This is a genomic window from Massilia sp. 9096 (genome assembly GCF_000745265.1).
In the GTDB taxonomy this organism is placed as follows: Bacteria; Pseudomonadota; Gammaproteobacteria; order Burkholderiales; family Burkholderiaceae_D; genus Telluria.
The window spans coordinates 4,705,499-4,719,672 of sequence record NZ_JQNN01000001.1 but is presented as its reverse complement, the minus strand read 5'-3'; the positions used below and the strand labels follow the sequence as shown (position 1 = coordinate 4,719,672).

The following is a 14,174-nucleotide window of genomic DNA, read 5'->3' as shown; positions in this document are numbered from 1 at the left end:
AACCGAGCCGCAACCGAGCCACGACCGGGCGGCAAGCGCGCGTCCGCGCTGACGGTTCTCTTGTTTGCCCGCCTCCCCCTCGGCGGGCTTTTTTATCCGAAGGAGCGCACCATGCGCCACCACTCCGCCCTGCTGCGCGCGCCCGCGCCGCGCCTGCTTGCCGCCGCCTGCGCCCTGGTACTGCCCTTGCTGCTGCTCGCCTGGCTGGCGCTGCGCCCCGGCGTCGACGCGGCGCAGCGGCCCGCGGCCGGCGCCGCACAGGACGGCTTCGTCGCCGCACGCGCCCTCGCCCACGTGCGCGCGCTGGCGCGGGCGCCGCGTCCGGTCGCGAGCGCGGCCAACGAACAGGCGCGCGCTTACCTGCTCGAGCAGTTGCGCGCCCTCGGCCTGGGACCGGAGGTCGAACTCGAGACCGCGCAGACGGCGTCGGTCGACCTGATGGGAAACGTGCACGTGACGCTGGCCACGGCCCACAATATCCTGGTGCGTAAACCCGGCAGCGGCCCGCGCGGACGGCCGGCGGTCCTGGCCAGCGCCCACTACGATTCGAATGGCGACAGCCTGGGCGCGGCCGACGGCGCGATGTCGGCTGCCAGCCTGCTCGAGGCGCTGCGCGTGCTGCAGGCCGGGCCGCCGCTCGACAACGACCTGCTGTTCGTGTTCACCGACGCCGACGACGCGCACGCGCTGGGCACGCGCGGCTTCGCCGAATCGCATCCTTGGGCGCGGCGCGCGCGCGTCGCCCTGCGCTTCGACAACCTGGGCAACAGCGGGCCGCTCGAACTGGTCGACGCCAGCCATGCCGACGGTTTTACGATCGATGCCTGGGTGGCGGCCCCGGCCGCGCGCGGCTCGTCCTTCATGGCCGAGCTGACGCGCGACCGGCCGCAGCGCGCCGCCGCCGCCCTGCTGGCAGGCAGCGGCTCGGTGAGCCCTGCGCTGCTGCAGTTCGCGACCCTGCGCGGCATGCTCGGTCCGAACGGCCTGGCCGACGTCCCGCAGCGCCTGGCGCCGGCCAGCCTGCAGCACGAAGGCGACACCATGGTGGCCCTGCTGCGCCGCTTGGGCAACACGCCGCTGCCGGCGCTGGGATCGGCGCCGGCGCGCGGCCAGGTCTTCTTCACCCTGCCCGGTCTGGGCGGCCTGCATTACACCCAGGCCTGGGTCTGGCCGCTGGATGCGCTGGCCTGCATGCTGTCGGCCCTGGCCTGCTGGCGCGCCGTACGCCAGCGCGTGGACGGTACCGACATCGTGCAAGCCGCGTTCGGCTTCGTCTTCATGACGGCGCTGGCGACCTTCGTCGCCTACGTGTGCCGCGATTCGATCCCCGGGCTGGAAGCTCGCTACGACGCCAGCGTGCTGGCGGCCGACGCCGGCGCCGACTGGCAGCTGGTCGCCTTCCTGCTGCTGCCGGCGGCCGCGTTCGTCATCCTGCAGCGCCATCTGCAGGCCAGGCTGGGCGCCCGCACGACGATGCTGGGCGCCCTGCTGACCGTGAACATCGCCCTGCTCGCCACCAGCGCCGGCGCCCCCGGCGCCAGCTACGTGCTGGCCTTGCCGTTGCTGGCGGCCCAGGCGGCCTGGCTGGCGCTGTCGTCGCAGCGTGCCGCGCAATGGAGCGCGCGCCGGCGCGGCGCCGTGCTGCTGGCGGCCGCGCTGCCGGCCGTCTTCCTGATCGTGCCGGCGGCGCATGCCAGCCTGGCCTGGGTCAGTCCGCAGTGGCTGGTGCTGCCATCGAGCCTGGTCTGCGCCGCCCTCGCCCTGGCCGGCATGGCGCTGGCGCAGCTGGGCCGACGCTTCGTTGCGCGCACCCTGCTGCTCGGCTGCGCCGGCTGCCTGGCGACGACGTGGGCGGCCCAGCCCCGCACGCCGCAGCTGCTGGATCTACCGCAGCCGAACCATTTGGTCTATTTCAAGGACACGCCGAGCTGGCAATCTTACTGGCTGTACCCGGCGCTGCCGCTCGACGCCTGGACGCGCCGCGTGTTCCCGCACACGATGCACCCTTACCAGCTGCCCTACCTGTTCGGCGTGACCAGCATGCCGGTGTGGTTCGCGGCGGCGCCGCGCATCGACGCCATCGCCTATCCCGACCTGATGATCGAGAAGGACGAGCGGCCGGGCCCGGTGCGCCACGTCGAAATCCGGCTGCGCTCGAAGAACCGCGCGCCGTCGCTGATGCTGCGCCTGGACGGCGTCCAGCCGCTGCGCGCCAGCGTCAACGGGCGTGTGCTGACCGACCGCCTGTACCGCGGCTGGAAGCTCGACCTGAGCGGCATGGGCGACCAGGAGCTGCGCTTCGCCTTCGACCTGCAGGGCGACGCCGGTTTCAACGTCTTCATCCAGGAACGCATCCCCGGTCTGCCGCAGGACGTGCTGCCGCCGCGCCCGAGCGGCATGCTGCCCGCGCTGATGCCCGGGACCGGCACCACGGTGTCGTCGGACATCCTGAGGTTCCCGTGAGCGCCTCAGGCGCTTGTCAGGATGCGGCGCGTGCGTCGCCCGCGACCTGGGCCAGGATCTGGGTCAGCTTGCCGATCTCGACCGGCTTGACCAGGTGATGGTCGAAGCCGGCCTGGCGCGACAAATCCCGGTCGCGCTGCTGGCCGTAGCCGGTCAGCGCCACGAACACCGCACCGGCGTGCTGCGGCAGGCGACGCAAGCGGCGCACCAGTTCGTAGCCGGTCATGTCGGGCAGGCCGATGTCGAGGATGAAGACCTGGGGTAAGGCGTCGCGCGCGGCCAGCGTGCCGGCGCCGTCCTCGTACACCTGCACCGTGTGGCCGTGGGCGCGCAGCAGCACCGCCAGCGAATGGCCGGCGTCGAGGTTGTCGTCGACCACCGTGACCGTCAGCGGCAGTGCTTCGCCGCTGCCCTCGCCCGAACGGATCACCTGGCCGACCTCGGCGTGCGCGAGCGGCAGCGCCACCGTCATTTGGGTGCCGCGCTGCAGGCCCGCGCTGCGCGCCGCCACCTGGCCGTTGTGCATGCGCACGATGCTCTTGACCAGCGCCAGCCCGATCCCGAGGCCGCCCTGCGAGCGGTCGGGCGCGCGGTCGGCCTGGGTGAACAGGTCGAACACGTGGGGCAGCAGCTGGGCGTCGATGCCGCTGCCGTTGTCGACCACCGTCACCTCGGCCGAGGCGCCGTCGTTGACCACCTTGAGGGCGACCTGGCCGCCCTGTGGCGTGTACTTGGCCGAATTGTTGAGCAGGTTGACCAGCACCTGCACCAGGCGCGTGCGGTCGCCTTCGACCGGCACCGGCTCGGGCGGCAGCTCGACCGACAGCGTGTGCCGGCGCTCTTCGATGTGCGGGCGCGCCTGCTCGACCGCGGCGATGGCGATCTTGTTCAGGTCGAGGATCTCGTTTTCCAGCTTGACCAGGCCGCGCGTCACGCGCGAGACGTCGAGCAGGTCGTCGACCAGCTCCGTCATGTGGCGCACCTGGCGCGAGATGATGTTGGAGGCCTTCAGGCGCAGGCCCTCGTTCACCTCGGGCAGGCGCAGCAGCTGGGCCGCGCTGGTGATCGGCGCCAGCGGGTTGCGCAGCTCGTGCGCCAGCATCGCCAGGAACTCGTCCTTCATCTTGTTGTGGCGCTCGGCCTCGGCGCGCGCGGCGCGCTCGCTGGCCAGCAGGCCGTCGCGCTCCTCGGCCGAACGCTGCGACATCTCGTACAGGCGCGCATTGTCGATCGCGATCGCGGCCTGCACGGCAAACGCGCTGATCAGCTCCTCGCTGCGCGCGCTGAACATGCCCGGCTGCGAGTGGCCGAAGAACAGGCCGCCGATCACCTCGCCCGAGCGCGAGACCACCGGCACCGCGAGGTAGCTGCGCACCGGCAAGTGCCCCGGCGGTATGCCATGGTGCGGCGCCATCGAACCGTAGCGCGGGTCCCGGGTGATGTCGTCGCTGCGCACAGCGCCTTCGGCGCGGAAGGTCGGGCCGAACACCGCGGTGGCGCGCGGATTGCCGAAGCGGGCGAAGGCGTCGCGCGGCGCGCCGGTCAACGTGTGCAGCAGGTAGTCTTCGCCATCGTCGCCGGTGCGGTTGTAGAAGAACGAACCGAATTCGGCGCCGGACAGCTGGGTGGCGGCGTCGGTGATCGCCTGCATCAGCGGTTCCAGGTCGATGGTCGAGGCCAGCGTCTCGCTGGCGCTGCGCATCAGTTCCAGCACGCGCGTCTCGTCGCGCAGCGCCTGCTCGGCGCGGATGCGGCGCAGCGCTTCCCAGGTACGCCGCGCCGCGTCTTCCAGCTGGCGTACGTCCTCGCCGCGCCAGCGCTGCGCGGCGGTGTGGTGCAGCACCAGCGCGGCCTGCAGGCGTCCGCCATCCATCAGCGGCACGGCGACGCCGGCACCGATGCCCTCGGCCAGATAAGCGCCGCGCCCGGCGATGCGCACATCGCGCGCGACGTCGTCGCTGTGCACGGTTTCGCCGGCGGCGAGCATCTCGCCCAGGCCGAAGGCCAGCATCGCCAGCGGGACCGTGCGCACCGGCGCTACGGCGCCATCTGCATCGCCACCCGCATCGCTGGCTGCAGCGTGGGCGTCGTTGCGCCACTCGCCGAGGATCAGCGCAGCGTGGTCGTCCGGCCTGGTCTCGGCATAGCACAGGGTGGCGCCGTCGAAGTACGCGCTCACATGGCGCCCGACCGCCTGCAGCAGCGCGCCGGCATCGGTCTCGCGGTGCAGGATGTCGGCCAGCTCGAGCTGGCACAGGCGGCGCCGCTCTGCCAGCACCATTTCGGTGGTCTCGACGAAAGTGGCCAGCACGCCCCCGACCCTGCCGGTTTCGGCATACACCGGACTGTACGAATAGTTGAACCAGCAGGTCTCGAAATAACCGTAGCGGTTGATGGACAGCACCAGGTTGTCCGAGCCGAGCGGCTCGCCGCGCTTGACGCGCTCCCACATCGGCCCGACGGTCGTCCAGATCTCGGACCAGGTGGAACGTATGTCGTCGCCGAGCGCGCCGTCGAACTTGTTGCCGAGGACGGGCACGTAAGCGTCATTGAAGAACTGGGTGTCATGCTCGCCCCAGGTCAGGTACATCGGCAGACGGCAGTCGAGCAAGGTGCGCACCGCCAGCTTCAGGCTGAATGGCCATTGCGCCACCGGGCCGACCGGGGTCGCCTCCCACGGATGGCGCTGCATGCGCAGCTCCATGTCGCCCGGCGCCGGGACGGCATCGGCGGGCGCAGCGGGATCGAAAGGCCAAGGCATAGGTATCGTTGGAAATCAGCCAAAGATGGCTCAACGACCAATGATAGCAGGCATCACATTAAGCCTGTGTACAACCTTGAGTATCTGTAACGTTTAATTACTGAAATGTTGCGTTGCGGTTGGCACCGACGCGGCGACTGGCGCCGCGTATCCGATGAGGCTGAGCAGCTTACTGGATCACGCCGCAGGCGATGCGCGCGCCGCCACCGCCCAGCGGCGCCGGCTGGTCCGAATAATTGTCGCCGCCGGCGTGCACCATCAGCGCCTTGCCTTTGACGTCCGACAGCTTGGTCAGGCGCGGCGCGGTCACCGCCGTGCTGGCCCCGCCGTTGGCGGCGACGACCAGCGGCGGCAGGTCGCCGAGGTGGCCGTCTCCGCTCGGACCGGCGTGATGCTTGGACGAGGCCGGGTCGAAGTGGCCGCCCGCCGCGCCCGCCGCCACCGGTTTGCCATCCTTTTCGGTGGTACCGCAGCCGCCGATCTCGTGCACGTGGAAACCGTGCGTGCCCGGCGGCAGGTTGGTCAGGTTCGGCGTGAACACCAGGCCGCCCTTCGATTCGGCAACGGTCACGTTACCGATGTTCTTGCCGGTGCCGGTGCCGTCCACCAGGGTCATCGAGGCTTGCAACTGGTCGGCGGCATGGGCGCTGCCGAGGGCGGTGAATGCGGATACCAGGGCGCACGCGATCAGGGTGCGGGTCGAGCGAAGGGGCATGGTGTCTCCTTGAATGGGGGGAAAGTACTGCTCGGACAGTGTATTCGATAAAAATCGACTGTGGAGTCGTACGAGCGAGACAAACAAGAGGCATCGGTTGACGCTTGCCGCCAATGTTATTACATTCTCTAGAGCAACAGTTTTAAATTAAATATTCATTACTACGGAAAAACATGATCATCTGGGGTTCTGGAAGCGGCGGCGCTGACCTGGGGACGACGCAGACACAGCATTGCGCGACTTGTGAACGTGAACGTCCATTCAACATCTTCTTGCAGTACAAGTACGCCCACCTGTATTACCTGCGCTGGGTCACCAAGAAAACCTACCACCTCGCCTCCGATGTTTGCCGCCGTGGGTCGGAACTGCCGGCCGGTCCGGTGGAAGCCAATCTGGGCAAGAATCCGATTCCATTCATGACGCGGTTCGGATGGACCTTCCTGGTCGGCTTCATCCTCTTCGCCGTCCTGTTTGCGAAGCTGCACGAATAAAATGATCAGCCGTCGACGCAGCGTGCGGTGACGAAGTCGATGAAGCTGCGCAGCTTGGGCGAGCGGTAGCGGTCCGGCAGAAACACCACGTGCATCGGCCGGCTGGGCAATTCGTATTCGGGAAACAGCGGCACCAGCCGCCCGGCGCGCACATCGGCGTCCAGCAGGATCGCCGGCTGCAGCACCACCCCCAGGCCATGCAGGGCCGCCATGCGCAGGGCCGGGCCATTGTTCACGGTCACCCGGCCTGGCCCGGCACCGGCACCTTGCAGATATCCTCGCCGCGTGTAAAACGCCAGTGCGTGACGGCGGCGGCGCTGGGAATCGTGCACGATTGAGCGTGCCGCAGGGTCCTAGCGAGGCTGCACGCCCGCGCCTGCCCGAACGGCAGCGCCGCCTGCCCGAACACGAATCACCGCAGGCGGCACCGGCTGGCGCCGATCGCTTTTAAAGGCGCGTGCAGGGCCTGCGGCCTCATCAGGAAGGCGGCGCTCCGCGCCACGCTGCAGCTACCCATTTTTCTTACGCTTGAGTGCGCTCGCGCGCATCGATGCACCCGCGCGCGCGAGGAACTTCGGCAGACCGTCTTGTTCGGTTCAGGGAGCGACTTTCCCATACCTGTCGCGCTCACTATTTACTGCAGCATGACAAGCCAAAGCCAAATAATGGCAAGCGCCTTTGCGCGCGAACAAACCATTTTTATCGACCGGCATTACGGATGAATTGATTCCGAGTCTGTTGCGATCGACACATATTTATTATTTGAACAGCCAACTTAATTCCCGTATTGAAATTTTGATCGATGGTTATTCTGATTCCTGATCAGGATCACCCATCGTCAAAGTCCTCATGATACTTCGAGATTTACGAAGCAACATTCTTAGAATCTCTCATTTTTCCGATATCAATGCTCGCGTACTCTAGCGCGGCTGGAAGTTGAGCAAAACAGCAGCGATAAAACATGAGGTCAATTTTCTATTGACAACATGTACTCATCTACGTGCCATGCGATCCAATATGTTTCCTGGCCTAAATCTAATGTAGCGCCAAGAAGATTCACGCATGTGACCGATGGCGCCATTCGGAATGCCCTGATCGACCATCTGAAACTTTCAACCAACTCAGCATCAATTTAATCAATCGCGCAGGCAAACATGACTACCTCAACCCTCAAATACGATATCCCTGCCGGCATTGTCGTCTTCCTGGTGGCATTGCCATTATGTCTCGGCATTGCATTGGCCTCTGGTGCACCGTTGTTTTCAGGAATTATCTCTGGCATTATCGGCGGCATTGTCGTCGGCATGGTCAGCGGTTCGCAGACCAGCGTCAGTGGTCCTGCAGCCGGCCTGGCCGCCGTGGTGTTGGCGTCCATTACCAAGTTGGGCGCATTTGAAATCCTGCTGGTGGCCCTGCTGATTGCCGGGGTTCTTCAATTGGCGATGGGGTTATTTCGCGCAGGGTTCATCGCGAACTATATTCCCTCCAGCGTCATCAAGGGGCTGCTCGCCGCCATCGGTGTCTTGCTGATCCTCAAGCAGGTGCCGCACGTGATCGGCTATGACCATACGAACGATGGATTTTCGTTTGCGGAAGGGAATGGCGAAAACACGTTTTCGATGATTGCCGGCGCTTTCAACGCCATCCAGCCGGGCGCACTGATCGTTGGCCTGGTGTCCTTATTGATCCTGCTGTACTGGGACAAAACCCCGTTGAAGAACGTGAAGCTGCTGCCGGCGCCCCTGGTTGTCGTGGCACTCGGCATCCTGCTCAACGTCTTGTTCAGTCAATTCATCCCTGGACTGGGCATCGGCCAGACGCACCTGGTCGACATCCCTGCGATCGACACCGGCAACCTGGGTGCTTATTTCCACTTGCCGGACCTTCAACATTTTTCCAACCACGACGTCTGGGTCGTCGGCATCACGATCGCCATCGTCGCCTCGCTCGAAACCCTGCTGAATATCGAGGCGGTCGACAAGCTCGATCCCCACAAGCGCGAAACCCCGCCGAATCGGGAACTGGTCGCACAAGGTGTGGGCAACATCGCCGCCAGCTTCCTTGGCGGTCTTCCGATTACCTCGGTGATCGTCCGAAGCTCCGTCAACATCCATTCGAATAACAGAACAAAAGCATCGGCCGTGTTGCATGGCTTTCTGATGCTCGCAAGCGTACTCGTCCTGAGTCCATTGCTGAACCTGATTCCCCTGGCGGCGCTGGCAGCGATTCTGATCACAACCGGTTATAAGCTGGCCAAACTGTCGCTGTTCCGTGACATGTACAACAAAGGCTGGTCGCAGTTCCTGCCTTTCGTGATCACCGTTGCGGCAATCGTGTTCACTGATTTGCTCATGGGTGTCCTGATCGGCTTGGCCGCCAGTATCTTCTACATCTTGCGTAGCAACTTCCGCACGCCTTATTCGATGGCGCAATACCGGATGCATATCGGCGAGGTGATCAGCATGGAACTGCCGAATCAGGTGTCGTTCCTGAACAAGGCGACAATCAAGTCGACGCTGTGGGAAATCCCGAATGGCTCGAAAGTCCTGATCGATGCAAGGAAATCGGATTTCATCGACAACGACATCCTCGAGATCATCCACGATTTCCGTATCGTGGCGGCCGAGCGCGATATCAAGCTGAACATCGTCGGCCTGCGCAATGAATATTCCCTGCACAATCCGATTCAGTTTGCACCCGCGTTGGATAAGGAAACGCAGAAAAATCTGACTCACGAAAAGGTTTTGCAGCTGCTAATCGATGGCAACAAGCGCTTCATGACCGGGTGCGAGACGACCAAACACTATTTGCACCAGGTGGGCGCCACCGCCGTCAGCCAGCACCCGATGGCGGTCATCGTCAACTGCATCGATTCCCGCACGTCGCCAGAAATTGTGTTCGATGCCGGGCTGGGCGATTTGCTGACGGTACGCATTGCCGGGAACGTCATCAACCGTGACATCATCGGCAGCCTCGAGATTGCATCCAAACTGGGCGCCAAGTTAATCGTCATTAAAGGGCACTCGCACTGCGGCGCGGTCGGTCTTGCGGCCCAAAATGTGCAAGCCCACAATATCGGTGCGATTACCGGGAAAATCCGGGTGGCGGTCGAACAATGCCGGTGCTCCTCCGCGCACCATGGCGCAGACGATTGCAAGCTCGACCTCGAACAGGTGACGAGGCAGAACGTCGAAAATTCACTCGCCGAAGTCATTGCCGACAGCGAGTATCTGCGCGGATGCATCGCGCGCGGCGAAATGGGATTGATCGGCGCCTATTACGATGTCGGCACAGGGGAAGTCCAGTTCGGCAAGCTGGTCACGCCCGAGACGTTCGATGACGGCGCGGCGGTCTTGTCGCACTAAACCATGAGGTATTGAAACTCGGCAAAAAAAACGGCACCCCTCGAGGTGCCGTTTTCATTAGCCATTCAAGCTAAGCGCAGAGGATCACTCCTCGTCGCCGTGATGCTGCTCCAGCGAAGCCGCAGCCTGCTGCTGGTCTTCCATCGCTTGCAGCTCGGCGGCCATGTTGGCCTTTTCCTGCTGCAGCAGCTGGGCGCGCTCTTCCGCTTCCCACTGCTCTTTCTCCTTGCGGGCGCGGTGGAACGCCAGGCCGGTACCGCCCGGGATCAGGCGACCGACGATCACGTTTTCCTTCAGGCCGCGCAGACCGTCGCGCTTGCCCATGATCGCCGCTTCGGTCAGCACGCGGGTGGTCTCCTGGAACGATGCGGCCGAGATGAACGAATCGGTCGACAGCGATGCCTTGGTGATACCCAGCAGAACGTTCTCGTACGTTGCCGGCAGCTTGCCTGCAGCGGTCACGCGGTCGTTCTCTTCCAGCAGTTCCGAACGCTCGACCTGCTCGCCGACGATGTAGTCGGTGTCGCCGGCTTCGACGATCTGGACACGGCGCAGCATCTGGCGAACGATCACCTCGATGTGCTTGTCGTTGATCTTCACGCCCTGCAGACGGTACACGTCCTGCACTTCGTCGACGATGTAACGCGCCAGCGCTTCGATACCCAGCAGGCGCAGGATGTCTTGCGGATCGGCCGGGCCGTCCACGATCATCTCGCCCTTGTTCACCACCTGGCCGTCGTGCACCAGCACTTGCTTGTCCTTGGTGATCAGGAACTCGTGCTTGTTGCCGTCCATGTCGGTGATTTCCAGGCGCTGCTTGCCCTTGGTCTCTTTACCGAACGCCACCGTACCGGTGACTTCCGCCAGCATGCCGGCATCCTTCGGCGAACGGGCTTCGAACAGCTCGGCCACGCGCGGCAGACCACCGGTAATGTCACGGGTCTTCTGCGATTCGGTCGGGATACGTGCCAGCACTTCACCCACCGATGCCTGCTGACCGTCCTTGACCATGATCAGCGCGCCGACCTGGAAGCCGATCGTCACGGCGTGCTCGGTGCCGGCGATCTTGACTTCCTGGCCTTCTTCGTTCAGCAGCTTGACCTGCGGACGCAGGACCTTGCTGGCCGAACCGCGGCGTTTCGGGTCGATCGCCACCAGGGTCGACAGGCCGGTCACGTCGTCCACCTGGCGAGCGACGGTGACGCCCTCTTCCACGTTTTCGAACTTGATCGTGCCGCCGTATTCCGTGATGATCGGACGGGTCAGCGGGTCCCAGGTCGCCAGCGCGGTACCTGCCTTGACGGTCAGGCCATCCTGCACGGCCAGGGTCGCGCCGTACGGCACCTTGTGACGCTCGCGCTCGCGGCCGTGGTCGTCCGTGATCAGCACTTCGCCCGAACGCGAAATGACGATCTGGGCGCCCTTGCCGTTGGTCACGTAACGCATGGTCGCGGTGAAGCGAACCGTACCGTTCGACTTGGCTTCCACCGACGAGGCCACCGCAGCACGCGATGCCGCACCACCGATGTGGAAGGTACGCATGGTCAGCTGGGTACCCGGCTCACCGATCGACTGTGCAGCCACCACACCGACGGCTTCGCCGCTGTTGACCAGCAGGCCGCGGCCCAGGTCACGGCCGTAGCACTTCGCGCACAGGCCGTAACGGGTGTCGCAGTTCAGCGGAGTGCGGACCTTGACTTCGTCGATGCCCAGACGCTCGATCTCTTCGACCATGTCTTCGTCCAGCAGCGTGCCGGCTTCGTACAGGGTCGCCTGCGTTTCCGGATTCACGATGTCGTTACCGGCAACGCGGCCCAGGATACGGTCGCGCAGCGCTTCGATGACTTCACCGCCTTCGACCATCGCCTTCATGTGCGTGCCGTTGGTGGTGCCGCAATCGTCCTCGATCACGACCAGATCCTGCGTCACGTCGACCAGGCGGCGGGTCAGGTAACCCGAGTTTGCGGTCTTCAGCGCGGTGTCGGCCAGACCCTTACGGGCGCCGTGCGTCGAGATGAAGTACTGCAACACGTTCAGGCCTTCGCGGAAGTTCGCGGTAATCGGCGTTTCGATAATCGAACCGTCCGGTTTCGCCATCAGGCCGCGCATACCGGCCAGCTGGCGGATCTGCGCCGCCGAACCACGGGCGCCCGAGTCGGCCATCATGTAAATGGCGTTGAACGACTCTTGCGTGCCCTGGGTGCCGTCGCGCTTGGTGACCGGCTCGACTTTCAGCTGGTCCATCATCGCCTTGCCGACTTCGTCCGAGGTCTTGCCCCAGATGTCGACGACCTTGTTGTAACGCTCGCCGGCGGTGACCAGACCCGAGGCGTACTGCTGCTCGATCTGCTTCACTTCGGCTTCGGCGGTCGCGATCATGCCCTTCTTGACGTCCGGGATCAGCATGTCGTCCACGGCGATCGAGATACCGGCGCGGGTCGCCAGGCGGAAGCCCGACTGCATCAGCTTGTCGGCGAACACGACGGTGGCACGCAGGCCGCACTTGCGGAACGACGTGTTGATCAGCTTCGAGATTTCCTTCTTCTTCAGCGCGCGGTTCAGCACCGAGAACGGCAGGCCTTTCGGCAGGATCTCGGACAGGATCGCACGGCCGACCGTGGTCTCGTAGCGGGTCAGGGTCTGGTCGAAGCCGCCTTCGGCGTTGCGCGGGAATTCCACGATACGCACGGTGATGCGGGTCGCCAGTTCGACTTCCTTGTTGTCGTACGCGCGGATGACTTCCGACACGTCCGGGAACAGCATGCCTTCGCCCTTGGCGTTGATCGCTTCGCGGCTCGCGTAGTACAGACCCAGCACGATATCCTGCGACGGGACGATCGACGGCTCGCCGTTCGACGGGAACAGGATGTTGTTCGAAGCCAGCATCAGGGTGCGGGCTTCCATCTGTGCTTCGATCGACAGCGGGACGTGGACTGCCATCTGGTCACCGTCGAAGTCGGCGTTGAACGCCGCGCAGACCAGCGGGTGCAGCTGGATTGCCTTGCCTTCGATCAGCACCGGCTCGAACGCCTGGATACCCAGACGGTGCAGCGTCGGCGCACGGTTCAGCATGACCGGGTGCTCTTTGATGACTTCTTCCAGGATGTCCCAGACCACCGGTTCCTGTTGCTCGACCAGCTTCTTGGCGGCCTTGATGGTCGTTGCCAGACCCATCAGTTCCAGCTTGTTGAAGATGAACGGCTTGAACAGTTCCAGCGCCATCAGCTTCGGCAGACCGCACTGGTGCAGTTTCAGCTGCGGACCCACCACGATGACCGAACGGCCCGAGTAGTCGACGCGCTTGCCCAGCAGGTTCTGACGGAAACGGCCGCCCTTACCCTTGATCATCTCGGCCAGCGATTTCAGCGGACGCTTGTTGGCGCCGGTCATCGCCTTGCCGCGACGGCCGTTGTCCAGCAGCGAGTCGACCGCTTCCTGCAGCATGCGCTTTTCGTTGCGCGTGATGATTTCCGGAGCGCGCAGTTCCATCAGGCGCTTCAGACGGTTGTTACGGTTGATGACGCGGCGATACAGGTCGTTCAGGTCGGACGTGGCGAAACGGCCGCCATCCAGCGGGACGAGCGGACGCAGCTCCGGCGGCAGAACCGGGAGCACTTCCATGATCATCCAGTCCGGCTTGATGCCCGAACGCTGGAATGCCTCGAGCACTTTCAGGCGCTTGGCGTATTTCTTGATCTTCGCTTCCGACTTCGACTCTTTCAGTTCGACGCGCAGCGCTTCGGCTTCGCGGTCGATGTCGATCGAGCGCAGCAGTTCACGGATGCCTTCGGCGCCCATGAATGCGGTGAAGTCGTCGCCGTACTCTTCGTACTTGGCGGCGTAGTCGTCTTCCGACATGATCTGGCTCTTCTTGAGCGGGGTCATGCCCGGATCGGTGACCACGTACGCTTCGAAGTACAGCACGCGCTCGATGTCGCGCAGGGTCATGTCCAGGACCATGCCCAGACGCGACGGCAGCGACTTCAGGAACCAGATGTGGGCGGTCGGCGAGGCCAGCTCGATGTGGCCCATGCGCTCACGGCGCACTTTGGCCAGGGTGACTTCGACGCCGCACTTCTCGCAGATCACGCCGCGGTGCTTCAGGCGCTTGTACTTGCCGCACAGGCACTCGTAGTCCTTGATCGGACCAAAGATTTTTGCGCAGAACAGGCCGTCACGTTCCGGCTTGAACGTACGGTAGTTGATGGTTTCCGGCTTTTTGACTTCGCCGAACGACCACGAACGGATTTTCTCGGGCGACGCCAGGCCAATCTTGATGGCGTCGAAGCTCTCGTTTTGCTGAACTTGCTTGAATAGATCGAGCAGTGCTTTCATTTATCACTCCGGGTGATTGAATTCTGTACTTCTTGCTACTACCG

7 protein-coding genes are annotated in these 14,174 nt (G+C 64.2%); 3 read left to right on the top strand and 4 right to left on the bottom strand.

Features of this window, described 5'->3' with window-relative positions; all coding sequences use genetic code 11:
• Positions 1-111 precede the first annotated feature (111 nt).
• On the top strand, positions 112-2,463 hold the full coding sequence (locus FA90_RS20430) for a M28 family peptidase (RefSeq protein WP_036172113.1): 2,352 nt from the start codon (positions 112-114) through the stop codon (positions 2,461-2,463).
• Positions 2,464-2,479: 16 nt separating this feature from the next.
• On the opposite strand, the gene FA90_RS25220 is transcribed toward FA90_RS20430, so the two are convergent.
• Both FA90_RS25220 and sodC read right to left on the bottom strand, forming a co-directional pair.
• Positions 2,480-5,224: a GAF domain-containing protein gene (locus FA90_RS25220; RefSeq protein ID WP_051971957.1), complete on the bottom strand. Its 2,745-nt coding sequence runs from the start codon at positions 5,222-5,224 to the stop codon at positions 2,480-2,482.
• 169 nt (positions 5,225-5,393) lie between these two features.
• Positions 5,394-5,939 (bottom strand): superoxide dismutase family protein, encoded by a 546-nt coding sequence (sodC, locus tag FA90_RS20420; protein ID WP_036172110.1) that lies wholly within the window; start codon positions 5,937-5,939, stop codon positions 5,394-5,396.
• A gap of 173 nt (positions 5,940-6,112) precedes the next feature.
• Here sodC and FA90_RS20415 point away from each other — a divergent pair, with 173 nt between their 5' ends.
• Positions 6,113-6,430 (top strand): hypothetical protein, encoded by a 318-nt coding sequence (locus FA90_RS20415; protein WP_156116788.1) that lies wholly within the window; start codon positions 6,113-6,115, stop codon positions 6,428-6,430.
• A 5-nt stretch (positions 6,431-6,435) separates the two neighbouring features.
• On the opposite strand, the gene FA90_RS20410 is transcribed toward FA90_RS20415, so the two are convergent.
• Entirely contained in the window at positions 6,436-6,666 is a 231-nt protein-coding gene (locus FA90_RS20410; protein ID WP_239700863.1) for a LysR substrate-binding domain-containing protein, read from the bottom strand.
• 918 nt (positions 6,667-7,584) lie between these two features.
• Here FA90_RS20410 and FA90_RS20405 point away from each other — a divergent pair.
• On the top strand, positions 7,585-9,795 hold the full coding sequence (locus FA90_RS20405) for a bifunctional SulP family inorganic anion transporter/carbonic anhydrase (RefSeq protein WP_051971955.1): 2,211 nt from the start codon (positions 7,585-7,587) through the stop codon (positions 9,793-9,795).
• An 84-nt stretch (positions 9,796-9,879) separates the two neighbouring features.
• Here the strand turns inward: FA90_RS20405 and rpoC are convergent, their stop codons facing one another.
• Complete coding sequence (gene rpoC, locus FA90_RS20400; RefSeq protein WP_036172104.1) at positions 9,880-14,130, bottom strand: DNA-directed RNA polymerase subunit beta'; 4,251 nt, start codon at positions 14,128-14,130, stop codon at positions 9,880-9,882.
• Positions 14,131-14,174 lie beyond the last annotated feature (44 nt).